Below are 22,342 nucleotides of genomic sequence, written 5' to 3'. Positions count from 1 at the left end.
CCATGCGCCGCTACGGCAAGCACACCGACGAGGACGACATCCGCACCCGCCCCGGACGTCGGAACACCCGCCCCCGGACGAACATCCGGCCCAAGCACGAGGACGCCGCCGAGGGCATGGTCCTCACCGTCGACCGGGGGCGGCTGACCTGCCTGGTCGAGGACCGGATCGTACTGGCGATGAAGGCCCGCGAGCTCGGCCGCAAGGCGGCGGTGGTCGGGGACCGGGTGGCCCTGGTCGGCGACCTGTCCGGCAAGAAGGACACGCTGGCGCGCATCGTGCGCATCGAGGAGCGGTCGTCGCTGCTGCGCCGTACCGCGGACGACGACGACCCGTTCGAGCGGGTCGTGGTGGCGAACGCCGACCAACTCGCCATCGTCACCGCCCTCGCCGACCCCGAACCGCGGCCTCGGCTGATCGACCGCTGTCTGGTGGCGGCGTTCGCCGGCGGTCTGGAACCGCTGCTGGTGATGACGAAGTCGGACCTGGCGCCGCCGGACAAACTCCTGGAGCTGTACGGGGCGTTGGACATTCCCCATGTCGTCACCAGCCGCGAGGAACTGGCGGACGGCGGCGCCGCGGACCGGGTCCGGGAGTATCTGGACGGCAAGGTCACGGCGTTCGTCGGCCACTCCGGCGTGGGCAAGACGACGCTGGTGAACGCGTTGGTGCCGGAGGAGCGCCGGCGCTCGACCGGGCATGTGAACGCGGTGACGGGGCGCGGCCGGCACACCACGACGTCCGCGCTGGCGCTGCCGCTGACGTATGTCGACGGCTGGGTGATCGACACCCCGGGCGTCCGTTCCTTCGGTCTGGCCCACATCGATCCGTCCCAGGTGATCCACGCGTTCCCCGACCTGGAACCGGGAACCGAGGGCTGTCCGCGTGCGTGCAGTCATGATGAGCCGGAGTGCGCGCTGGACCAGTGGGTGGAAGAGGGGCACGCCGACCCGGCCCGCCTGTACTCACTGCGCCGACTGCTGGCGACGCGGGAGCGCACGGAGGGGGACTGAGGAAGAGGACCCGGGGGAAGGGGACCCTGGGAAGGGGACCGAGGAAGCCGGTTGACCAGTCGGTTGACCTCCGCGTTGTTTGTCTCCCTGCGAGTCCGGTAAGGGCATAATCGCACCAAGCCGGATGCAAGCCTGACCAAAGCCTGACGAAGCGGTCACAGGTACGCGGGGACACGGGAGGACAGCACATGGCGTGGCTGCTGGTCATAGTGGCGGGTCTGCTCGAAACCGGCTTCGCCGTCTGCCTCAAGCTGTCGCACGGCTTCACCCGACTCTGGCCGACCGTCGCCTTCTGCATCTTCGCCCTCGGCAGCTTCGGACTCCTGACGCTCTCATTGAAGAAACTGGACGTGGGCCCCGCGTACGCGGTGTGGACGGGCATCGGAGCGGCGGGTACGGCGATCTACGGGATGATCTTCCTCGGGGACCTGGTGTCGACGCTGAAGATCGTGTCGATCAGCCTGGTGATCGCGGGCGTCATCGGATTGCAACTGTCGGGCTCGTCGCACTGAGAGGGTCCCCCGGGAACACCGCAGGCCGCGACAGGCAGACCGCCGCGGGTCAACGGGCAGGCCGCCGCGGGACGGTCAGCCGGCTAACTGCCGGTGCAACGCGCTCCGCACGAGATCGGAGACACCCCCTTCCCCGGGTGGCGCGGCGACGCAGGACAGCGCCAGCCTGACGACCAGTTCGCAGGAGCGGGCGAGGTCGGCGCTGTCGGACTTGTTGACGCCGGGCCCGGAAAGGACCGACACGGCGCGGTCGCGGACGAGGGCCACGAAGTCGCCGGGCGACGGAAGCGGCCCGTCGGCCCGCCGCTGCGCCGGTACGGCGGAGGAGGACGGCACGGCGGAGAGGGTCGGCGAGGGCAGGCGCTCGCTCCAGCAGCCGGTGAGCATGGCGCGGACCAGGGCGTTGTCGCGGGCGAGTCCGGCGATCCACTCGGCGGTGGCGGTGAGGCGATCGCGGGCGTCGCTGTGTGTGGCGAGAGCGCGGTCCACACCGGCGAGATAACCGTCGGCCTCCCTGCGCACAAGCGCACGGGCGAGGCCTTCCTTGCTCCCGAACTCGTTGTACAGCGTCTGCCGGGACACTCCGGCCGCCGAGGCCACGTCCACCATCCGCACGGCGGACCACGGCCGGCGCGCCAGCGCCGTATAAGCGGAGTCCAGCAGAGATTCCCGCGCTGCAGGCATCATCGCCTCCCAGGACCGAGCGGCTCTGCGCCCAGATTTGACGCGCACGGAGGCACTGTCAAGGGTTCGCGAGCGCATGCGGGGGCGCCATTCCACCGCGACGCGCGGGCCTCCGACACCGGGACAGGGGCAGGGACTAGCCCGTCAGCCCGCTACGACCCACCAGGACCCTCAGCCCGACCCACACAATTCAGCCGCCCCACCCCCAAGAACAAACCCACGCCACTCCAGCCCTCACGCACCCCCGACAGACTCCACCCCAAACCCTCACCGCCCGACTCAGAACGCCGCCCACATCCCGCAGCCATCCGCGTTCGGAGGCATGCGCGGCCACTCCCCAACACCGGCCAACTCCCTCCCAGCCCGTCCGGCGGTTGAGGACAGAGACCCACCGCCCCCACCCACAAGCACGCCCACTCCCCAACGCCGACCAGCCCCTTCCAGCCCGTCCGGCGGTTGAGGACAAGGCCCTTCAGGGGCCGAAGCGGGGGTCTGGGGGCGGCAGCCCCCGGAAGCCCCCCGGGGTCGAAGGGGCAGCGCCCCTGGCGGATGGGACGGGTAGGGGCGGCGGGGGCGAAATCCCCCGTCACGCAACCCGCCCATGATCCCCGGCCATGTAGCCCCACCCCAAGCACGACAGATACGGTTCGTCCCATGCCGGACTACCTCGACGACCTACGCCTCGCCCACGTCCTCGCGGACGCCGCCGACGCCGCCACCATGGCCCGCTTCAAGGCCCTCGACCTCAAGGTCGAGACCAAGCCGGACATGACCCCGGTGAGCGAGGCCGACAAGGCCGCCGAGGAACTGATCCGCGGTCAACTCCAGCGCGCCCGCCCAAGAGACGCGATCCTCGGCGAGGAGTACGGCGTCGAGGGCACCGGCCCCCGCCGCTGGGTCATCGACCCGATCGACGGCACCAAGAACTACGTACGCGGCGTCCCGGTCTGGGCCACCCTCATCTCCCTGATGGAGGCAGGCGAGGGCGGCTTCCAGCCGGTCGTGGGCGTCGTGTCCGCACCCGCCCTGGGCCGACGCTGGTGGGCCGCGAAGGGCCACGGCGCCTTCTCCGGCCGCAGCCTCTCCTCCGCCACCCGCCTGCAGGTCTCCCGCGTCTCGAAACTGACGGACGCCTCGTTCGCGTACTCCTCGCTGAGCGGATGGGAGGAGCAGGGACGCCTCAACGGCTTCCTCGACCTCACCCGCGAGGTGTGGCGCACGCGCGCGTACGGCGACTTCTGGCCGTACATGATGGTCGCCGAGGGATCGGTGGACATCTGCGCCGAGCCCGAGCTCTCCCTCTGGGACATGGCCGCCACCGCGATCGTCGTCACGGAGGCCGGCGGCACCTTCACCGGCCTCGACGGCCGCCCGGGCCCGCACAGCGGCAACGCGGCCGCGTCGAACGGCGTACTGCACGACGAGCTCCTGGGATACCTCAACGAGCGTTACTAGCGTTCGAGCGTCACCAGCGTTCAAGCGTCACTGGCATTACCGAGGCAGCGCCCAGCGCCACCGAAGCGGCAACCAGCGCTATTGCCCTGGCTCGGGCGCACCACGCGCACCGAGTGCTCCATACGCCCCGAACCCAGCTTCACGCGCCCCCTTGTTGACCCGCGCTTTACCTGCCAACCTGAGAGTCCCCCCACTTGTGAATTTGTGAATCGGTGAACAAACGGTGCGGGGGCACTTCAGGAGGTGGCTCCATCCATGCTCGTACGTGACGCCATGAGCACCGTGGTCCTCACCATCGGCCCCACTCACACCCTTCGCCAGTCCGCCGCGCTCATGTCCGCCCGTCGGGTCGGCGCGGCCGTGGTCCACGACCCCGACGCCGGCGGTATCGGCATCCTCACCGAACGCGACATCCTCAATTCCGTCGGCCTCGGACAGAACCCGGACATCGAGCGCACCCACGACCACACCACTACGGACGTCGTGTTCGCGGCCCCGTCATGGACCCTGGAGGAGGCGGCCCGCGCCATGGCGCACGGCGGTTTCCGCCATCTGATCGTCCTGGACCACGGCGAACCCGTCGGCATCGTCTCGGTCCGCGACATCATCCGCTGCTGGGCCCCGGTCCGCCAGCACGCCCCCGCCTGAGCACACACACCTGCCGCCTACCGTCCCCCACAGCCCCAAAAGGGCATGGGGGACCCCACCGGATTCCACTCCCGTTCGAAGCGGACCGCCCCCCGGCAGGCAAAGTCGGCTTCCATTCCACACTGGACTTGATCTAAATCAAGTCGACCTCCAAATTCACACCCATTCGGAACCTGGTCGCTCTGCTGTTAAGGTGTTCTCCATGAGTGACCTTCTGGAACGGCTGCGCGGACGCGGATGGCGGATGACCGCGCAGCGACGCGTCGTGGCCGAGGTGCTCGCCGGCGATCACGTCCATCTGACGGCCGACGAGGTGCACGCGCGAGCCGTCGCCAAGCTGCCCGAGATCTCCCGGGCGACCGTCTACAACACGCTGGGCGAACTGGTCACCCTCGGCGAGGTGCTCGAAGTCTCCACCGACAAGCGGGCGAAGCGGTACGACCCGAACGCCCATCGTCCCCACCACCACCTGGTCTGTGCCCAGTGCGGCGCGATCCGGGACGTCCACCCGACGGGCAACCCGATGGCCGACCTCCCCGACACCGAGCGCTTCGGCTTCACGGTCTCGGACGTCGAGGTGACGTACCGCGGCATCTGCCCGAACTGCGCGACGGCCTGATACAGCCACCCACGAGCCCCGGCACCGCTGTGCGCCGGGGCTTTGTGCTGCGCACACACGGAGACGCGCACCCGCAGGGCGCTCCCGGCTCCGCCCACGTACGGGGTTCCAGAATCTGACGGGTCGTCATATGGTCAACGACACCCACCAGTACGTCACCCCCACGCACCCCCACACACCCACACGTCCGTCCGCACTCCGCGAGGAGACCGAAGTGGGAGAGCCGACACCGACTGCCCCCGGAGAGCCGCAGCCGCCACACGCACCTCACCCGCCCCACCCACCGCACCCCAAACTCAAGGCCCACGACCTCACCCGAACCTTCGGCCGAACGCCCCGCACGGTCCAAGCCCTCGGCCCCCTCGATCTGACCGTCGCCCCCGGCGAGTTCGTCTGCGTCGTCGGCCCTTCCGGCTGCGGCAAGTCGACCCTCCTCCGCATCGCCGCAGGCCTGCTCCGCCCGAGCACCGGCACCCTGGAGATCCGCACCTCGAACCGGCGCCCCGCGGCCATGATCTTCCAGGACTACGGCATCTACGACTGGAAGACCGTCCGCGCGAACGTCCGTTTCGGCCTGGACATCCAGCGCGTCCCGCGCCGCGAGGCCAACACCCGCGCCGACGACTGGCTGGCCCGCATGGCCCTGTCGGACTTCGCGGACGCCTACCCGGCCACCCTCTCCGGCGGTATGCGCCAGCGCGTGGCGATCGCCCGCGCCCTGGCGGTGGAACCCGAACTCCTGCTGATGGACGAGCCTCCCCCACTGCCCTGAACGGGCGTGGGAGGTGCCCCCAGCGGCGCTGGGCGCCCAACTGCGCACCATCCTCCAGGACGAACTCCTGGACATCACCCAGTCCCTGCGGACGACCACCCTCTTCATCACCCACAGCCTGGAGGAGGCGATCGTCCTCGGCGACCGCGTCCTGGTCATGTCCGCGCGCCCCGGCCGGATCATCGCCGAGCACCGCCCGCCCTTCCCCCGCCCGCGCACCGGCGACATCCGCGCCACACCCGAGTTCACCGCTCTGAGAAGCGAACTGTGGGATCTGCTCCGAAAGGAGGCGGTACCGGCATGACGACCCTCACGAAGCCACCCGCCGACGCGGTCCTGATCCGCCGCCCCGGCCCACAGGAACTCCACCCCACACGCACCCACCGCCGCAGACGCGCGCTGGAGCTCTCGCTGGCACTCGCCGTCCCCCTGTCGCTGATCCTGCTCTGGCAACTGGCGGCCACCCAGGCCTGGATCGACGACCGCGTCTACCCGGCCCCGTCCACGATCCTCGCCGACGGCTGGGACCGCGCCGCGGCCGGCGACCTGTGGCCGGACGTCTGGGCAACGCTCAAGCGAGTCCTGGCCGGATACGCGGCCGGCACGGCGACGGGCTACGCCCTGGGCCTGCTGATGGGCTCCCTTTCCCTGGTACGAGCAGCACTGGAACCACTACTGGACGCCCTGTACGTCGTACCGAAACTGGCCCTGCTGCCGATCTTCCTGAACATGTTCGGCCTCGGCGAGGGCCCGCAGGTGGCGTTGGTGGCGACCACGGTCTTCTTCTTCGTCTGGATCTCGACCATGTCCGCGGTCATCGCGATCCCCTCCGGACACCGAGACGCGGGCCAGGTCTTCGGCGCCTCACGTCGGCAGATGTTCCGCCATGTACTCCTCCCCGCGTCACTGCCGTCGGTCCTGGTGGGGGCACGTATCGCGGCCGGCGTGGCGGTCCTGGTCATCGTCGCGTCGGAGCAGATCGCCGCGACGAACGGCCTCGGGCATCTGATCTTCGACTCGCGCGCACTGTTCCAGAACGACGTGATGTTCGTCGGCATCGTCTGCGTGGCGATCCTGGGAGTCCTCTTCTCCGAACTGATCCGTTTCGCGGGCCGCCTGCTCACCCCGTGGGCACCGAGGGACCAGGGAAGGGGCCAGTCATGAGAGGGAGAAACAGGTGGAGTAGCTGGAGCAGGTGGAGTAGCTGGGGCAGGTGGAGTAGCTGGGGCAGGTGGAGCAGGAGCGGAAGCGGCATTGCCTACGGCACCGCTGTAGCCACGACGGCGCTCCTGGTCTCGACAGCGTGCTCGTCCCCCCCACGATTCGGCCTCCTCGTCGAAGGCGGCGGCAGCCCACCGCACCATCCGCCCGGTCAAGGGCTGCGGCGCGAAGTCCTGGACGGCCCCGAAGGACCTCTCCCCGACCCGCACCCCGGCCCGCTGCGCCCCAGGAGCCCCCGCCCCACGGCCCCTGCCCGAGCCCCGCGAGCTGACGATCGCGACGGGAACGCTGAGCGCCGAATACGTCGCCCCGCTCCAAGTGGCGCTCGACAAGGGCGAGTTCAAGAAGGAGGGCCTGGACGTCAAGCTGCAGGTCCTCCCGACCCCGGACGCGCTCCCCCTGCTGGCCAAGGGCGACATCGACGCCTTGTGGGCGGCCCCCGAAGCTGCGGTCATGAACGGAGTGAAGGGCGGCTTCGACATCAAGTGGGTCGCGGGGAACTTCTCACCCGACCCGAAGTCGAAGTGCGGCCTGTGGGTCCGTGTGAAGGAGGGCGAGAGCGCGACCCACGTCACCATGGCCGGCCGCAAGCTGGGCACGATGATCGGCAAGGGCTCGGTCATCGCCTACCCCATGGAGAAGGCCCTGCAGAAGCACGGCGGCGGCCTGGCCGACATCCAGTACCAACAACTGGGCTCGGCCGACGTCCTCACCGCCCTGCAGAACGGCGGCGTCGACTCGGCATGGCTACTGGACCCGGTCTGGCGCAAGGTGGACGGCGACAAGGGCTACGCCTTCCTGGGCGGCCAGCCGCCGGGCGAACCGTTGGGCGGCATGCTCTACGGCCACGCGCTCCTCCAGGACGACGTGGATGCGGGCGTGGCCCTGCTCAGGGCCTACATCCGCACGGTGAACACCTACTTCGCGTCGGACTACAAGCAGGATGCGACCTTCGTCACATACCTCTCCAAACTCCTCAAGACAGAGGAGCCGATCCTCAAGTCCACGCCACCCCTGCGCATGGACTGGGAGATCCGCGACGGCACGACCACACGCCTCCAGTCGGCCTACGAGGCCCAGGGAGTGGCCGAGGGCAGCCCGCTGCCGGAGTCGGAGACGGTGACCCGCGCCCTGTACGAGGAGGCGGTGGGCCACAAACCCTGAAAACAACCTGGGGCCGGAACCCTTTCGGATTCCGGCCCCAGGCCTTCAGTAGCGGGGACAGGATTTGAACCTGCGACCTCTGGGTTATGAGCCCAGCGAGCTACCGAGCTGCTCCACCCCGCGTCGTTGAATGCAACGTTACGTGAGGGACGCAGCAAGAAGCAAATCGCTTAACTCCACCCCCTGGGGGCGCGGGGAACTGCGCGACCAGCCACAACGGCGCGGCAGCCGCACAACGGCCTCAGGCCGAAAGCTCTTCTCGCAACGCATCCCTCAATCGGGCAGCCCGCTCGGAAACCTCCCCGGGCCCCAGCGTCACGGCCCGGTCGGCCCACCGCTGCCCCTCCGCCAGCTCACCGCGACGCGCGTAGACCAGAGCGAGCCGCAACGCCGACCGCCCGTGCCCGGCGTCAGCCGCCCGTGTCCACCACACCGCGGCCTCCGGCTCACTGCCCTCCCGGGCAAGCAGCAGCCCCAGATTGAACGCGCCGTTGCGCGACCCTGCCTCCGCGGCCTCCCGATACCACCGGGCCGCCTCCACCACGTCCCCGCGCGCGGCCGCCAGCATCCCGACCCGCACCTGCGCGCGCCGATGCCCCTGGGAGGCCGCCCGCTCGTACCACTCCTCGCACTCGGTCTTCTCGTGCACCTGCTCCCCGAGCTCATGCGCCGGCTCGGGCGGCCGCCGGGCGTCCAGCAGCGTCGCCAGCCGATACGCCCCCTCCGCGCTGCCGCCCCCGGCCGCGCACCGCAGATGCCGCTCCGCCGCGGCCTCGTCACCGTCCCGCAGCCGAGCGATCCCGACCTGCAGCGCGGCCTCCGTGTGCCCGGCGGCAGCTGCCCGCTCGTACCACCGCAGCGCGGCCCGCTCCTCGCCCCGCCCGGCGTACAGGATCCCCAGGTTGAACGCGGCGTCCACGCTCCCCGCCTCCGCGGCCTTGGAGAACCACGGCTCGGCGCCGGTCGCGTCCCCACCCTGGAGCAGCAGGATCGCCAGCGCGTTGGCCGCCTCACGGTGCCCGGCGTAAGCCGCCCGCCGGTACCACTGCTCGGCGGGCGCGATACGGCCCTGCTCGGCGCAGAGCAGCCCGAGGTTGTACGCCCCGTTCACATCACCGGCGTCCATCGCGGCCCGGTACCACCGCTCGGCGGTCTGCGTCTCGCCGCGCTCGGCGTGCAGCGCGCCCAGCGCGTTCGCGGCGTTGCCGTCACCGTCCTGCGCGGCCCGCAGCCACCACACGGCGGCGCTCTCGCTGTCCCCGGCGTCCCGCAGCAGGAACCCGAGCGCACAGGCGGCCCTCGCCTCCCCGTCCTTGGCGGACGTCAGATACCAGCGCCCGGCCTCCTTGAGCTCCCCGCGCTTCTCCAGGATCGCCCCGAGGTGCAGCGCGGCCCTGCGGTGCCCGCGTGCGGCGGCCTGCCGGTACCACTGCTCGGTCTGGTCGAGCAGCGCCTCGTCCGCGTCGACACCGTTGTCGGCCCCGTCCTCGCCCGCCCGCACCGCCTGTCGGTCCAGCACACGCGCCAGCCGGTACGCCGCTTCACGGTGCCCGCGCTCCGCCGCGACCCGCATCCACCGCTCGGCCCCGCCGTCACTGCGGTGCTCCAGCAGATCGGCCAGCGCGTACGCGCCCAGCGTGTGCCCCTGCTCGGCGGACTGCCGCAGCCAGTACTCGGCGGCCGGCTCGTCGCCCCGCTCACGGTGATGGCGTCCCAGCGCGTGCGCGGCCGCGGCCGACCCGGCCACGGCGGCGATCCGCCACCAGCCGGCGGCCTCGTCGGCGTATCCACGCTGATGAAGAAGGACTCCCAGGTTGTTGGCGGCGGCCCGGTCCCCGGCGGCGGTGGCGGCACGCAGATGAGGCTCGGCTCCGTCGAGATCACCACGACGCAGCAGCATGGCCCCGAGGACGCTCATGGCCTCGACGTCGCCGGTCTCGGCGGCGAGCCGCTGCCTCGCCTCCTCGACCACATCCCCCGCCTCGTCCCGGTCGACCGGCCGGTCAAAGGCGAAGTCGCCCTCCGGCTGCGCGAGGTCACCCACCGGCTGCGAGGCACTGTCCGTCGGCTGCACGAAATCGCCTGTCGGCCGCACAAAGTCGGCAGGCTGCACAAACCGCCCTGTCTCCAACAGAGTTGCCTTGTCCCCCATAACGTCCATCGTCGCACCACCTGCAACCTGGGTACACCTGGTATACCGCAGCCAGTGAGGTCACTTCAGCGTTTTGTCGACATGCCCACAGAGAGACAAGTCAAACACAGTTCCCCGAACTCCCCTCGGTGGCGTGGCCGCCTCGCCCCGCGGCACATGCGTTCGCACACCACGAAGGCCCGGATCCTTGGAGGATCCGGGCCTTCGCTGTCGTACGAAATATTCGCCGACTTCAGTAGCGGGGACAGGATTTGAACCTGCGACCTCTGGGTTATGAGCCCAGCGAGCTACCGAGCTGCTCCACCCCGCGCCGTTGTGAAGCAACCGTATCACGGCGCGGGGGGAGCTATTTGATCAACCGTCGTCCCTAAGTGCCGGTAGGACTGCTGCTCGGGCTCGGACTCGTACTCGGTTTCGCGCTGCTGCCGCTGCCGCCACCGCCGCCGGTCTTGTCGGCCTGCGCCTGCGCGTCCTCGGCCCGCTTCAGGGCGTCCTCAAGATCCTTCTGCGCCTTGCCGTACGCCTCCCAGTCACCCTTCTTCAGGGCGTCCTGGCCGGCCGTGAAGGCCTTCTGGGCGTCGTCGAGCGCGTCCTGGACCGTCGGGTTGGTCGACGTCGGCGGAGGCTTCGTACCGCCGCCGTCCTGGTCGCCCTCGTCCGGTGGCTCGGTGGTCGGGCCCTCCGCTCCGAAGACCTTGTTCAGGGCCTCGCCGAGGGTGTCCTCGAAAGCGGTGCTGCCGCCGTAGGACACCAACACCTTCCGCAGCAGCGGGTACTTGAGCCCGCCACCGCGTACGTAGACCGGCTCCACGTAGAGCAGTCCGCCGTCGAGCGGGACCGCCAGCAGGTTGCCGTACTCGACTTCCGAGTCGCCGCCTCTCAGCAGCCTGATCGTCTCGGCGATGTTCTGCTCGGAGTTGAACTGACTCTGGACCTGACTGGGGCCGTTGACCGTGGTGTTGGTCGGCAGCTTGAGAACTCTGATCTTGCCGTAGTCGGGGGTGCCCGCCTCGGCGTCGACCGCCATGAACGCGCTGAGGTTGTCCCGGCCGTTCGGCGTGAACGTCGTCGTCAGCGAGAACGCCTGTGCCTTCTGGTCGGGCATCTTCATGCTCAGGTAGTACGGCGGCACCGCGCTGCCCGACTTGTTGGTCGGGTCGTCCGGCACCTGCCAGACCTCGCTGCCGCTGAGGAACGTCGTGGCGTCCTTCACGTGGTAGCGGGTGAGCAGTTCGCGCTGGACCTTGAACAGGTCCTGCGGGTACCGCAGATGGGCCATCAGCGACTTGGAGATCTTGCTCTTGGGCTCCACCGTGTCCGGGAACGCCTTCATCCAGGTCTTCAGGACCGGGTCCTTGGTGTCCCACTGGAAGAGCTTGACCTCGCCGGTATAGGCGTCGACGGTCGCCTTCACCGAGTTGCGGATGTAGTTGACCTGGTTCTGCTGGGCCACCACCGCACGGTTGTTGTTGGTGGCGGTGAGAGAGTCGGCCGTCGTGTCGCCGAGGGTCGTGCGCGAGGAGTACGGATAGCCGTTCGTCGTCGTGTACGCGTCGACGATCCACTGGATACGGCCGTCCACGACCGCCGGATAGGCGTCACCGTCGATGGTCAGCCACGGGGCGACCGCCTCGACGCGCTCCTTCGGCGTGCGGTTGTACAGGATGCGCGAACCGTCGCCGATCGCACCGGAGTACAGGATCTGCGGCTCACCGAACGCCACCGCGTACGCGGCCCGGTTGACCGGGTTGGAGAGGCTGACCCCGCTGTCGTCCTGGTAGCTGTAGGTCTTCTCACCGCTGTCGTCGGAGTAGTCGATCTCCTTCTGGGGACCGCCGACGATCGAGTACATGGTGGTCTTCTCACCGTAGTAGACCCGCTGCTGGTACTTCCCGAGGTCACCCTTGGAAGGCAGATCTGACTCGGTGAAGTCCGGCCGGCCCTGGGAGTCGGCGCTGGTGCCCTCGGCGGCGACCACACCGTAACCGTGGGTGTAACGGAAGTGGTCGTTGATCCAGTTCCGCTTCGGAATGCCGTTGAGGTTGATCTCACGCAGACCGATGACGGTGTCCTGGTCCTTGCCGCCCTGGGTGTACCGGTCGACGTCCAGGTTGGTCGGGAACGCGTAGTAGTTCCTGATCTGCTGGAGCTGCTGGAACGTCGGCGAGACGATGTTCGGGTCCATGATCCGGATGCTCGCCGTGGAGTCCACGTCGTCGCGCAGCTGGGTCTTGTCCTGGGTGCTGCTCGTGCCCGGGTACTCGGTGACCTGGGCGCCGTCGATGCCGTACGCCTCGCGCGTCGCCTTCAGGTTCTTCTCGACGTACGGCGCTTCCTTGGCCTGCTCGTTGGGCTGGACCTGGAACTTCTGCACGATCGCCGGGTACAGGCCGCCGATGAGGATCGCCGACAGCACCATCAGGCCGAAGCCGATGACGGGCAGCTGCCAAGTGCGCCGCCACAGGGTGGCGAAGAACAGCAGCGCGCAGATCACGGCGATGCAGAACAGGATCGTCTTGGCCGGCAGATAGGCGTTGGCGTCGACGTACCTCAGGCCGGTCCAGTTGTCGGTCGCCTTGAAGTCACTGGACTTCACCGCCAGTCCGTACCGGTCGAGCCAGTACGCGACCGCCTTCAGGGCGACGAAGATGCCGATGAGGACCGAGAGGTGGCCGGTGGCGGCGGCCGTGGCGCGCGCGCCGGGGCTGGTGATGCGCAGCCCGCCGTACAGGTAGTGGGTGAGCGCGGCGGCGATCACGGAGAGGATCGCGGCGGCGAAGCCGAAGCCGAGCAGGAACCGGTACCAGGGCAGGTCGAAGGCGTAGAAGCCGACGTCGAGGTGGAACTGGGGGTCCTTCTCGCCGAACGGCACGCCGTTGACCCACATCAGCCAGGTCCGCCACTGGCTGGAGGCGGAGGCGCCGGCGATCAGGCCGACCAGGGCGGTGATCGCGAGCAGCAGCCACTTCTTGTACGGCGCGATGCCCATGCGGTAGCGGTCGAGGTTCTGCTGCTCCATGGACATGGCGCTCAGCGGCGGGCGCAGCCGGTGCGCCAGCCAGATGTTGAAGCCGACCGCGAGGGCCATGAACAGACCGAAGACGAAGAACAGCCCGATCTTCGTCCACAGCGTCGTCGTGAACACCGACGAGTAGTTGACCGACCGGTACCAGAGCCAGTCCGTCCAGAACCCCGCGAACATGGTGAAGACCATGCCGAGGACGGCGAGGACGCCCAGTGTCATGAGCAGCGTCCGGACACGCCGGGACGGGCGGCCCACTCTGATCCGTGGCCCGGTCGGGCCTCCGCCGCGGTCCGGCATCTGGAAAGCCAAGGTTCGCACCCCGAGGTTCGCTGTTGGTCCGTCAGGCCCGCGTCTTCGTGGACCCTCCGTGGCCCCCCGTGATCGTGGGCCCACACCTATGCAACTTACTCACCGTTTACTCAGTTCCCGATTCCGGCCATGAACGAGGCAGGATTGTGACCATGTCCAACACTCCCATGGCGGCGAGCCCGCTGACCCGGGCCGTTCTTGAGATCGACGAGTACGCCTCCGGCCTCGGCTGGGACCAGCCCGCCCGCCTTTTCGCCCTCGTAGACACCGCACGGCTGCAGGTCCAGGAACCCGGCCTCGCCGCCCAGCTCGGCCTGGGGGACGAGCAGGAGTCCTCCGGCCTGACCCCGATCGAGCAGGACGAACTTCCAACGGGCAAGGCGCTCGACGAGTTCCTCGGCACGATCGCCTGGCCCGACGCGGTGGTCGGCTGCGCGCTGACCGTCGAGCGCCTGATGCTGCCCCCGTCCGCCGAGGCGCAGGTCCCGCAGGGCCTGAGCGGGTCCAAGCTCACGAAGTGGGTGGCGGACCATCCGGACCGCCAGGAGGTCCGGATGACGGTCGCGGTCCTGCGCGACGGCGGCCGCGAGTCGGCCCTGCGCCTGCGCGAGAAGGACACCCCGACGGAGGTCCTCACCGGCCCGGACCTGGTCCCCGGCCTGGCGGAAGCACTGTCGGCGACGTTCGCGGACTGAGTTCTTCCGGTACGAGGACCGACTCCTGCGGTACGACGACGGGGGCGCCCTTGAGGTGAAGGGCGCCCCCGTCGTCGTACCCAGGTCTGTCTCAGCCCTTGGTGGTGCACTTCTGCAGGTCGGCGGTGTCGCCGGAGCGGATGTCCTTCAGTGCGTCGAGGGCGTCGGAGATGGTGCCGACCTTGACGAGGGTGAGGCCGTCGGGGACGTCCCTGGCGGCGGTCGCGCAGTTGTCGGCGGGGGTGAGGAAGTACTGGGCGCCCTTCTCGCGTGCGCCGACTGTCTTCATCTCGATGCCGCCGATGGGGCCGACCTTGCCTTCGTCGTCGATGGTGCCGGTACCGGCGACGAACTTGCCGCCGGTGAGGCTGCCCGGGGTGAGCTTGTCGTAGAGCCCGAGCGAGAACATCAGGCCGGCGCTGGGGCCGCCGACATCGGCGAGCTTGATGTCGATGCTGAACGGGAAGGTGTGATCGGTCCCGGCGGAGATCCCGACGATGGCGCGCTTCTCGGAGCTGTCGTCGGACTCGGCGGTCCTGATGGTGATCTTCTCGGTCTTCGTCGGCGTCCTGCGCTCCTTCTCGGCGGCCACCTGCTCCTTGGCGGGCACGATCGTGAAGACGACGTCCTGACCGGGCTTGTGCTTGGTCACCAGCTTCGCGACGTCGGCGGGCTCCTTCACCGCCGTACCGTCGACGGCCTTGATCACGTCACCGGCGTGCAGCTTGCCCTCGGCCGGCGTCCCCTTCACCACGGTCGCGACGATCACCCAGCTCTGCACCGGGATGTCCAGCGCCTTCAGGGCGGCGACCTTGGCGCTCTCCTGGGACTGGCTGAACTCCTCGGCGTTCTCCTGGGTGGACTGCTCCTCGGTCTTTCCGTCCGGGTAGAGGGTGTCGTGCGGCACGACCTTGTTGTCGTGCGCGAGCCAGCCGTACACGGCTTCCACGAGGTTCATCTTGTAGTCGGCGCTGGTGACCCGGACCGTGGTCATGTTGAGGTGACCGGTCGTCGGGTAGGTCTTGTGCCCGGAGACCTGCAGCACCGGCTCGCCGTCATGCTCGCCGAGGGTGTTCACCGTCGGCCCCGGGGACATCTCCGAGTACGGCACGGTGATGAACACTCCCGCGCACAGGAGCGCGATCAGCATCAAGGTGGAGGCGAGCATCGTCGCGGTGCGGCGTGGCATGACAAGACAGTACGTGACACTCCTGTCAGCGCCCCGTCAGGGCCGCCCGACAGTGAATTGCCGGCTCAGTGGCCCCCCACCGCGATCATGTACGGGAGGTGGGCTTCTCCATGGCCTCGCGGAACCGGGCATACCCGTCGAGCTCCGGTCCGTCGCCCCGGGCCTTCCGGGTTCGGTTGGCCCAACTGCCCCACAGACCGGCGCCGACCGCAGCCCCGAGCGGAATCAACAACCAGGCTAGCGCCGCCATGCCGTCCTCCCATCCCCATGAGCGACCGCAACTGACTGATCAGCAGATTAACCACTGGCACTGACAACGCTCACGCCAGGGGTGCGGTTACGCAACCTGAGTGGTACGGAAGGGTCCGGGCGGCGCAATCAAGGAGGGCCGGGCGGCCCAATCAGGGGGAACCGGACGGCGCGATCAGCAGGCGCCGACCCACTCCTCGGTGCCGTCCGAGAACTTCTGATGCTTCCAGATCGGCACCTCGTGCTTGAGATCGTCGATCAGCTTCCGGCACGCCTCGAAGGCCTCACCGCGGTGCGGGCAGGAGACGGCGACGACCACGGCGAGGTCCCCGACCTGGAGATCGCCGACGCGATGGACGGCCGCGAGCGCCCGCACCGGATACTCGGCGACGACCTTCTCCGCGATCCGCCGCATCTCGGCCTCGGCACTGGGATGGCACGAGTAGCCGAGCTCGTCGACATCGGCACCCCCGTCGTGGTTCCGCACGGTCCCCACGAACAGCGCGGTCCCACCGGCGGCATCGTCCCCGACGGCCCGGAAGACCTCGTCCAGGGAGAGGGCCGTCTCGCGAATGCCGATGAGCTTGATGGGGTCCTGAGCGCCCTGCTCACCGGGGTGATCGTTGGTAGGTGCCATGGCTCCATCGTGCCCCACACGCGCGAGGACGGGGAATAGCGTCATCGCCCGGCACACGCGCGTGCGGGTTGGAGCCTCCTACAGGGGGCGGGCAAGGTGTCGGGCAGAGCGTCGAGCGACGGCAGGCCGTGGAGCGTCAGCGGGACGCCGAGCGGTACGGGCCATCGCGCGAGCCCGGCCCCTCAGATCCGCCGCCGGGCCTTCCGCGCCCGCCGCACCACCGCCGCCGCACCGAGCAGGGCCACCGTCGCGCCCGCGGCTCCGGCCGCCGTCGCGTCCTTGCGACCCAGCCGCCGGCCGGCGACCGTGTGCCGTCCGGAGACCTCCTCCAGCAGCTCCGCGAGCACTTCCTCGTTGGTCCACTGCGGCCGCCACCCCGCGTCATGGAGCCGGCTACCGCTGACCACCCAGGGATACATCGTGTAGGCCAGGTCCCCGGCCGGTGAGGGGGTCAGCCCGATCCGGTGCAGCCGGGCCGCCGCGCCCAGGGCGACCGTCGACGGCAGTTCCATGCGCCGGATCCCGCTGAGCTCCTCGACCTCCTCCTGCTCCAGCCACCCGTCGCATCCGACGGCGAGCTCCCCGTCGACCTTCTCCAGGACGGCGTACTCCAGGGCGCTGCACAGGTCCTCGACATGGCAGAACTGCCAGGCGGGCCGCGACCCGGCCACGACGAGCAGCCGCGGTGACTCGAAGTACCTGGTCAGCGCGGTGTCGGTGCCGCCGACCAGGACCGCCGGCCGCACAACGGTGACATTGAGTCCCGGGTGGGCCCGCGGCGCCCTGCGCGCGAGGCGCTCGATCTCCAGCAGGTCGCCGACGCCAGTGGCCTCCGCCGTCGCCCGCAGCTCCGCGTCCTCGGACAGCGGCAACTCGTTGTCGGGCAGTGCCCCGTAGACCATCGAGGAGGTGCACAGCACCACCCGGTGGACCCCGGCCGCCGCCGCGGCCGTCAGCACGGTCTGCGTCCCCCGAACGTTGTAAGCCGTGCGCGCGGCTGAATCCGTCTCCAGATCCAGGTCGAGCGCCAGGTGCACGACCACGTCCGCACCCCGCAGCTTCTCGGCGATGGCAGGATCCCGCACATCCAGGATGTGCCACTGCGCCGCCGCGCACTCACCACGCCGCTCGTCGATGGCGATGACCTGCTTGACCTCGTCCGACTCGACGAGCCGCTCGGTGAGCAGCGCACCGATACCGGACGCGGCACCGGTCACCGCGACGACGGGCCCGCGGGCGGCGGGCGGGGTTGACCGGTTTCGCGCTGCGCGAACCTGCGGATCAGGGGAACTCACCGGGCGTCTCCAGCGGTTGTCTTCAGTACGAACGCTAGTGACGCGTACGTACCAGGTGGCATCCATCCTGCCGCAGGCCAAGAGTCGGCGAAGCACCGAGGCCCGAACGGCTCGCGGTGTCTACGCTGGGTGGTGTTATCGGGCAGTCGTGCCGCCGGTTCCAGACCGGTGGCCTTACCAGCCGAGGAATCCCGTGAGTGACACCCCATTCGGATTCGGCCTTCCGCCGGAGGAGCCGGAAGACGGCGACGAGGGCAAGAAGAAGGACCAGCAGAGCGGTGGTGGTCAGGGGCCGGCCAACCCGTTCGGTTTCGGGTCGCCCGGTGCCGGGGGCCCGGGGGGCGGCGCGGACAATCCGTTCGCGGCCATGTTCGGTTCGCTGAACCCCACCGACCTGGGCGCCGCGTTCCAGCAGCTGGGGCAGATGCTCTCTTACGAGGGCGGCCCGGTGAACTGGGACATGGCCAAGCAGATCGCCCGCCAGACGGTCTCCCAGGGCACCGCGGACGGCACCAAGGACGCGAGCATCGGCCCGACCGAGCACACCGCCGTCCAGGAGGCCGTCCGCCTGGCCGACCTGTGGCTCGACGACGCGACGTCACTGCCGTCCGGCGCCGGCACCGCCGTCGCGTGGAGCCGCGCGGAGTGGGTCGAGGCGACCCTGCCCGCGTGGCAGGAGCTCGTCGACCCGGTCGCCGAGCGGGTCGGCACGGCGATGGGCGACGTCCTGCCCGAGGAGATGCAGGCCATGGCCGGCCCGCTGATCGGCATGATGCGCTCGATGGGTGGCGCCATGTTCGGCACGCAGATCGGGCAGGCCGTGGGCGTGCTCGCGGGCGAGGTCGTCGGCTCTTCCGACATCGGTCTGCCGCTCGGCCCGGCAGGCAAGGCGGCGCTGCTGCCGGTGAACATCGAGACGTTCGGCAAGGACCTCGGCGTACCGAAGGAGGAGGTGCGGCTGTACATCGCCCTGCGCGAGGCCGCCCACCAGCGCCTCTTCGCGCATGTGCCGTGGCTGCGCTCGCACCTGTTCGGCGCTGTCGACGGCTACGCGCGCGGGATCAAGGTCGACACCGCCAAGCTGGAGGACGTGGTCGGCCAGTTCGACCCGCAGAACCCGGAGCAGCTGCAGGACGCCCTGCAGCAGGGCATGTTCCAGCCGGAGGACACCCCGGAGCAGAAGGCGGCCCTGGCCCGTCTGGAGACGGCTCTGGCGCTCGTCGAGGGCTGGGTGGACGCCGTGGTGCACGCGGCCGCGAAGCCCCGTCTGTCGTCCGCGGACGCCCTGCGCGAGACGCTGCGCCGCCGCCGCGCTTCGGGCGGCCCGGCGGAGCAGACGTTCGCCACGCTGATCGGCCTGGAGCTGCGTCCCCGCCGCCTGCGCGACGCCTCCCGTCTGTGGGCCTCGCTCACCGACGCGCGCGGTGTCGACGGCCGGGACGCCCTGTGGGCCCACCCGGACATGCTGCCGACGGCCACCGACCTCGACGACCCGGACGGCTTCGTGCACCGCGAGCACCTGGATTTCTCCGAGCTGGACAAGATGCTCGGCGAGGCCGCGGGCGGCTCCGAGAAGCCGAACCTGAAGAAGGACGAGGACGACAAGGGCGACGACGCCGAGTGAGCCTTCACGACGACGCGGTCCTCGTACTCAAGGGGTACGAGGACCAGGAAGAGCTGCGCCAGGCCTACCTGGACCATCTCGCGGAACACCCGGACGGCATGTGGAAGGCGTGCCGCGCCGGGCACGTCACGGCGAGCGCGCTGGTGATCGACCCGTCGCGCGGGCGGGTCCTGCTGACCCTCCACAAGAAGCTGCGGATGTGGCTTCAGATGGGCGGCCACTGCGAACCCGGGGACACCAGCCTGGAGGCGGCGGCGCTGCGCGAGGCCACGGAGGAGTCCGGCATCGAGGGGCTGGCGCTGCTGCCGGGCGGCCCCGTGCGCCTCGACCGGCATCCGATCCCGGCACCGTGCCACTGGCACTACGACGTCCAGTACGCGGTCATGGCCCCGCCGGACGCCGTTCAGGCAATCAGCGACGAGTCACTGGACCTGCGCTGGTTCGCCTACGACGAGGTGGCGGACGTGGCGGACGAGTCGGTCGTACGACTGCTGGAAACGACCCGCGCCCGCATCTGAACGTGTAAGGGGCGACCACAAGGACGGTCGCCCCTTACGTTTGCTCTCCGGACGGCCCCGTCGGATCAGCTCCAGACGTTGCCCTGGTTCTGTCCCCGGGCCCCCTGCTGTCCCATGCCGTACTGCGCGGCGAGGCCCGAGCCGATCTGGGCGTTCTGCGGCGGCAGCAGTTCGCTGGGCTGGACGAGCGCGTAGCCCGAGCCCATGAAGCTCAGCTCCCAGCCCTCACCGGTGCTGCCGCGACGCCGCCACACCCCGGAGGAGTGCGTCTGGGCCTGCATCTGCACACGCAGCGAGGTGGACCAGGCGACGATCGCGTCGGCGTCGCAGTTGACGTACTTGTCGGGCGTCACCTGCATCATCAGCGGCATGCCGGAGGTCATGAGGGCGACCTTGCCGCGGCCGGTGATGTTGAGCTGGTACTTCCCCGAGCCGGAGATGCCGTAGAGGCTGTCCACCGCGATGACCTCGTGATGCAGCGAGGACTCCATCGCCAGCACATAGCTGCTGTCGACGGTCAGCCCGTCCTGGTCGACGTCCATGAGGTGGACGTGCTGCTTGAGGTTGGCGAGGTAGACCGTGCCCTGTCCGTGACAGCGCATGAGGTCCAGACCCTCGCCGGTGTGCGCACGCGCGCGTCCCTGCTGGTTGCTCTGGTACTCGGCGTCGAACTCGACGAGTCCCTGGTAGGCGACCATCGTGCCCTTGCGGGCGAGGATGTCGTCGTGACCCTCCAGGTTGACGCGGAGCATCTGCTTGTTCTGCAGGCTCCAGCGGTCCTGGGTCTGCTGGTCGTTGAAGGCGAAAATCGGGCTCTGCATGGCGTTCTCGTGCTCCCCCTCAGCCCCGGACCCGGAGGCGGTCGGTACTGTCCTCGCTCGGCTGGACGACGACGATGCCCTGGCCGGAGAAGGCCATCTGGTAGGCCTCGCCGCTGCCCCGGCCGATGAGCGACTGCGCCTTGAAGCTGCGCTTGCCCTTCACCTTGAGGTTCGGGGACCAGGCGACGAGCGCGTCCGGGTCGACGTAGGTCTCGTCCTCGCCGCCGCCGCAGTCGACGACGATCGGCTTGCCCCGGGAGGTCAGCGCGACCCAGCCCTGCCCGGAGATCTTGGTGTTCCACAGCCCCTGCCCGGCGAACTTCGCCAGGCCCTTCACCCGCTCGACGCCCCAGGTGAGGTGGGCGTCGAAGGCGAGCAGGTTGGTGGCGTTGACGGAGATGCCGTCGCCGTTGAGGTTGATCACGACGACGTTGGCACCGTAGTCGGCAAGGTAGAGCAGGCCGTCACCGGAGCACTTCATCAGGGGCGCGCCCTCGCCGGTGAGCCAGTCCTTGGCGATCTGGCGCACGGCCGGCGGGTTGGGCTCGTACTGGACGAAGCCCTCGTAGGCGACCATCGAGCCCACGCGCGCGAGGAGGTCGTGCCCGGTCTGCATGGCGACCTTCAGCATGTGGTTGCCGTGGTTCTCCATGCGGGCGGTGACGGGTGCGGGGGCGTAGCCCGCGAGCGGCTGGTTCATGACGGGCTCTCCCTCAGATCTCGTACGGCTGGACGACGATGAAGTTGCCGGGAGCGGCCCGGAACTGGAGGTTGACGCTCTCTCCGGTGTCGCCGGGGTAGGCGTTGCGGCGCATACGCACCTGGCTGGAGACGACCACCTGGGCGGCCGACGACCAGGCGACGACGGCGTTGCAGTCGGCGAACGTCGTGGGCGTCACCGGCAGCACCACGGGCGTGCCGTGCGTCTTGACGACGATCGTGCCGGTGCCCGTGAACTGCATCGTGAACAGCGCGCCACCGGGGATGCCGTGCCCCTCGATGCGGCGGACCTCGTACTGGAGGCTCTCGTCGAAGGCGAGGACGTTCTCCGCGGAGACACAGAGGCCGTCGCCCTGGAGCTCGATGGGGTGCAGCATTGTGGAGTTCTCGGCGAGGAACACCTGGCCCTGGCCGGTACAGCGCATCAGCTGCATCTCCTGGCCGGTCGCGTTGCCCACGATCCGGCCGGCGAAGCCGGCTCCCTTGTAGCTGAAATCCACCTTGCCCTGGTAGAGCACCATGCTGCCCTGGCGGGCCAGCACGGGCTGGCCGCCGATACCGAGGTCGACCCGGACCAGCTTCTTGTTCTGCTGCGTCCAGCGCTGACCGGTGGGCGTCTCCTTGAACTGCTGGAGCGCGGCGGCAACGCCGGGGCCCTGAGGCGCGCCTTGAGGGGCACCCTGAGGGGCTCCGTAGGGTGCCGGCTGGCCCGGGGCCTGGCCGTAAGGCGGCTGCTGACCGTAACCCGGAGGCGGAGTCGGCTGGCCGTAACCGGGCGGCGGGGCCGGGGCCTGCGGGGCCTGGGGCTGGGCATAGCCGGGAGGCGGCGGAGCGGTCGGAGCGGGGGCCTGGCCGTACGGCGCCTGCTGTCCGGGCTGGCCGTAGGGCGGCTGCTGCCCGGGCTGACCGTACGGCTGCTGGCCCGGCTGTCCGTAGGGTGCGGGCGCCGGAGCCGGGGGCGGCGGGGCGCCGCCGGGCGGCGTCATGGGCGCGACGATGGTGGGCTGGGCGTGCACCGAC

At 69.7% G+C, this 22,342-nt stretch carries 19 protein-coding genes, 2 tRNA genes and 2 pseudogenes; 11 read left to right on the top strand and 12 right to left on the bottom strand.

Annotated elements, in window-relative coordinates:
* Window positions 1-2: 2 nt before the first annotated feature.
* Both rsgA and POF73_RS14075 read left to right on the top strand, forming a co-directional pair.
* Window positions 3-1,013: a ribosome small subunit-dependent GTPase A gene (rsgA, locus tag POF73_RS14080; RefSeq protein WP_272115057.1), complete on the top strand. Its 1,011-nt coding sequence runs from the start codon at window positions 3-5 to the stop codon at window positions 1,011-1,013.
* A 188-nt stretch (window positions 1,014-1,201) separates the two neighbouring features.
* Window positions 1,202-1,525: a DMT family transporter gene (locus POF73_RS14075; protein ID WP_272115056.1), complete on the top strand. Its 324-nt coding sequence runs from the start codon at window positions 1,202-1,204 to the stop codon at window positions 1,523-1,525.
* 75 nt (window positions 1,526-1,600) lie between these two features.
* Here POF73_RS14075 and POF73_RS14070 read toward each other — a convergent pair whose 3' ends face one another.
* A complete protein-coding gene (locus POF73_RS14070) occupies window positions 1,601-2,212 on the bottom strand; it encodes a TetR/AcrR family transcriptional regulator (protein ID WP_272115218.1) in 612 nt (203 codons plus the stop codon).
* A 651-nt stretch (window positions 2,213-2,863) separates the two neighbouring features.
* On the opposite strand from POF73_RS14070, the gene hisN reads away from it, so the two are divergent.
* From hisN to POF73_RS14040, 6 genes and pseudogenes are all read left to right on the top strand, one after another.
* On the top strand, window positions 2,864-3,664 hold the full coding sequence (gene hisN / locus POF73_RS14065; protein WP_272115055.1) for a histidinol-phosphatase: 801 nt from the start codon (window positions 2,864-2,866) through the stop codon (window positions 3,662-3,664).
* Between the two features lie 255 nt (window positions 3,665-3,919).
* Window positions 3,920-4,312: a CBS domain-containing protein gene (locus POF73_RS14060; protein WP_272115053.1), complete on the top strand. Its 393-nt coding sequence runs from the start codon at window positions 3,920-3,922 to the stop codon at window positions 4,310-4,312.
* Window positions 4,313-4,514: 202 nt separating this feature from the next.
* A complete protein-coding gene (locus POF73_RS14055; protein ID WP_272115052.1) occupies window positions 4,515-4,931 on the top strand; it encodes a Fur family transcriptional regulator in 417 nt (138 codons plus the stop codon).
* 214 nt (window positions 4,932-5,145) lie between these two features.
* A pseudogene (locus POF73_RS14050) lies at window positions 5,146-6,007 on the top strand (ABC transporter ATP-binding protein).
* Complete coding sequence (locus tag POF73_RS14045; RefSeq protein WP_272115051.1) at window positions 6,004-6,867, top strand: ABC transporter permease; 864 nt, start codon at window positions 6,004-6,006, stop codon at window positions 6,865-6,867. The pseudogene POF73_RS14050 and the gene POF73_RS14045 overlap by 4 nt, the downstream one beginning before the upstream one ends.
* 125 nt (window positions 6,868-6,992) lie before the next feature.
* Window positions 6,993-8,088, top strand: a pseudogene (locus POF73_RS14040) (ABC transporter substrate-binding protein).
* Between the two features lie 49 nt (window positions 8,089-8,137).
* Here the strand turns inward: POF73_RS14040 and POF73_RS14035 are convergent.
* From POF73_RS14035 to POF73_RS14020, 4 genes are all read right to left on the bottom strand, one after another.
* Window positions 8,138-8,211: transfer RNA gene (locus POF73_RS14035), tRNA-Met, on the bottom strand.
* A gap of 118 nt (window positions 8,212-8,329) precedes the next feature.
* Window positions 8,330-10,249 carry a tetratricopeptide repeat protein gene (locus POF73_RS14030; RefSeq protein WP_272115050.1) on the bottom strand — a complete coding sequence of 640 codons (1,920 nt, stop codon included), beginning with the start codon at window positions 10,247-10,249 and terminating at the stop codon, window positions 8,330-8,332.
* A 227-nt stretch (window positions 10,250-10,476) separates the two neighbouring features.
* A tRNA-Met gene (locus POF73_RS14025) sits at window positions 10,477-10,550 on the bottom strand.
* 57 nt (window positions 10,551-10,607) lie between these two features.
* Entirely contained in the window at window positions 10,608-13,562 is a 2,955-nt protein-coding gene (locus POF73_RS14020) for a UPF0182 family membrane protein (protein ID WP_272115217.1), read from the bottom strand.
* Window positions 13,563-13,726: 164 nt separating this feature from the next.
* Here POF73_RS14020 and POF73_RS14015 point away from each other — a divergent pair, with 164 nt between their 5' ends.
* Window positions 13,727-14,269 (top strand): PPA1309 family protein, encoded by a 543-nt coding sequence (locus tag POF73_RS14015; RefSeq protein WP_272115049.1) that lies wholly within the window; start codon window positions 13,727-13,729, stop codon window positions 14,267-14,269.
* A gap of 91 nt (window positions 14,270-14,360) precedes the next feature.
* Here the strand turns inward: POF73_RS14015 and POF73_RS14010 are convergent, their stop codons facing one another.
* From POF73_RS14010 to POF73_RS13995, 4 genes are all read right to left on the bottom strand, one after another.
* The gene (locus POF73_RS14010; RefSeq protein ID WP_272115048.1) at window positions 14,361-15,458 is read right to left on the bottom strand and encodes a YlbL family protein; all 1,098 of its coding nucleotides are present in this window, start codon (window positions 15,456-15,458) and stop codon (window positions 14,361-14,363) included.
* A gap of 85 nt (window positions 15,459-15,543) precedes the next feature.
* Entirely contained in the window at window positions 15,544-15,708 is a 165-nt protein-coding gene (locus POF73_RS14005; RefSeq protein ID WP_272115047.1) for a hypothetical protein, read from the bottom strand.
* A gap of 174 nt (window positions 15,709-15,882) precedes the next feature.
* The gene (locus POF73_RS14000; RefSeq protein ID WP_272115046.1) at window positions 15,883-16,344 is read right to left on the bottom strand and encodes a molybdenum cofactor biosynthesis protein MoaE; all 462 of its coding nucleotides are present in this window, start codon (window positions 16,342-16,344) and stop codon (window positions 15,883-15,885) included.
* A 182-nt stretch (window positions 16,345-16,526) separates the two neighbouring features.
* Window positions 16,527-17,639 carry an SDR family oxidoreductase gene (locus tag POF73_RS13995; protein ID WP_272115045.1) on the bottom strand — a complete coding sequence of 371 codons (1,113 nt, stop codon included), beginning with the start codon at window positions 17,637-17,639 and terminating at the stop codon, window positions 16,527-16,529.
* 193 nt (window positions 17,640-17,832) lie between these two features.
* Between POF73_RS13995 and POF73_RS13990 the strand changes: the two genes are divergently transcribed.
* Both POF73_RS13990 and POF73_RS13985 read left to right on the top strand, forming a co-directional pair.
* The gene (locus tag POF73_RS13990; RefSeq protein WP_272115044.1) at window positions 17,833-19,263 is read left to right on the top strand and encodes a zinc-dependent metalloprotease; all 1,431 of its coding nucleotides are present in this window, start codon (window positions 17,833-17,835) and stop codon (window positions 19,261-19,263) included.
* Window positions 19,260-19,781: an NUDIX hydrolase gene (locus POF73_RS13985; RefSeq protein ID WP_272115042.1), complete on the top strand. Its 522-nt coding sequence runs from the start codon at window positions 19,260-19,262 to the stop codon at window positions 19,779-19,781. Before POF73_RS13990 ends, POF73_RS13985 begins: the two co-directional genes overlap by 4 nt.
* Window positions 19,782-19,846: 65 nt before the next feature.
* Here the strand turns inward: POF73_RS13985 and POF73_RS13980 are convergent, their stop codons facing one another.
* From POF73_RS13980 to POF73_RS13970, 3 genes are all read right to left on the bottom strand, one after another.
* The gene (locus POF73_RS13980) at window positions 19,847-20,602 is read right to left on the bottom strand and encodes an AIM24 family protein (protein ID WP_272115040.1); all 756 of its coding nucleotides are present in this window, start codon (window positions 20,600-20,602) and stop codon (window positions 19,847-19,849) included.
* A 19-nt stretch (window positions 20,603-20,621) separates the two neighbouring features.
* Entirely contained in the window at window positions 20,622-21,302 is a 681-nt protein-coding gene (locus POF73_RS13975) for an AIM24 family protein (RefSeq protein WP_272115038.1), read from the bottom strand.
* Window positions 21,303-21,315: 13 nt separating this feature from the next.
* The coding region (locus POF73_RS13970) for an AIM24 family protein (protein ID WP_272115037.1) at window positions 21,316-22,342 on the bottom strand (1,027 nt) is incomplete at its 5' end.

Source organism: Streptomyces sp. HD, assembly GCF_028369295.1.
GTDB lineage: Bacteria > Actinomycetota > Actinomycetes > Streptomycetales > Streptomycetaceae > Streptomyces.
This window is presented reverse-complemented; position numbering and strand designations above follow the sequence as displayed.

What these genes read in the sequence shown, in the direction of transcription:
- hisN (WP_272115055.1), top strand. Translation starts at nt 2,864, where the DNA reads ATGCCGGACTACCTCGACGACCTACGCCTCGCCCACGTCCTCGCGGAC.
- POF73_RS14030 (WP_272115050.1), bottom strand. Translation starts at nt 10,249, where the DNA reads ATGGACGTTATGGGGGACAAGGCAACTCTGTTGGAGACAGGGCGGTTT.
- POF73_RS14070 (WP_272115218.1), bottom strand. Translation starts at nt 2,212, where the DNA reads ATGATGCCTGCAGCGCGGGAATCTCTGCTGGACTCCGCTTATACGGCG.
- POF73_RS14010 (WP_272115048.1), bottom strand. Translation starts at nt 15,458, where the DNA reads ATGCCACGCCGCACCGCGACGATGCTCGCCTCCACCTTGATGCTGATC.
- rsgA (WP_272115057.1), top strand. Translation starts at nt 3, where the DNA reads ATGCGCCGCTACGGCAAGCACACCGACGAGGACGACATCCGCACCCGC.
- POF73_RS14075 (WP_272115056.1), top strand. Translation starts at nt 1,202, where the DNA reads ATGGCGTGGCTGCTGGTCATAGTGGCGGGTCTGCTCGAAACCGGCTTC.
- POF73_RS14060 (WP_272115053.1), top strand. Translation starts at nt 3,920, where the DNA reads ATGCTCGTACGTGACGCCATGAGCACCGTGGTCCTCACCATCGGCCCC.
- POF73_RS14020 (WP_272115217.1), bottom strand. Translation starts at nt 13,562, where the DNA reads ATGCCGGACCGCGGCGGAGGCCCGACCGGGCCACGGATCAGAGTGGGC.
- POF73_RS14005 (WP_272115047.1), bottom strand. Translation starts at nt 15,708, where the DNA reads ATGGCGGCGCTAGCCTGGTTGTTGATTCCGCTCGGGGCTGCGGTCGGC.
- POF73_RS14015 (WP_272115049.1), top strand. Translation starts at nt 13,727, where the DNA reads ATGTCCAACACTCCCATGGCGGCGAGCCCGCTGACCCGGGCCGTTCTT.
- POF73_RS13975 (WP_272115038.1), bottom strand. Translation starts at nt 21,302, where the DNA reads ATGAACCAGCCGCTCGCGGGCTACGCCCCCGCACCCGTCACCGCCCGC.
- POF73_RS14000 (WP_272115046.1), bottom strand. Translation starts at nt 16,344, where the DNA reads ATGGCACCTACCAACGATCACCCCGGTGAGCAGGGCGCTCAGGACCCC.
- POF73_RS14045 (WP_272115051.1), top strand. Translation starts at nt 6,004, where the DNA reads ATGACGACCCTCACGAAGCCACCCGCCGACGCGGTCCTGATCCGCCGC.
- POF73_RS14055 (WP_272115052.1), top strand. Translation starts at nt 4,515, where the DNA reads ATGAGTGACCTTCTGGAACGGCTGCGCGGACGCGGATGGCGGATGACC.
- POF73_RS13980 (WP_272115040.1), bottom strand. Translation starts at nt 20,602, where the DNA reads ATGCAGAGCCCGATTTTCGCCTTCAACGACCAGCAGACCCAGGACCGC.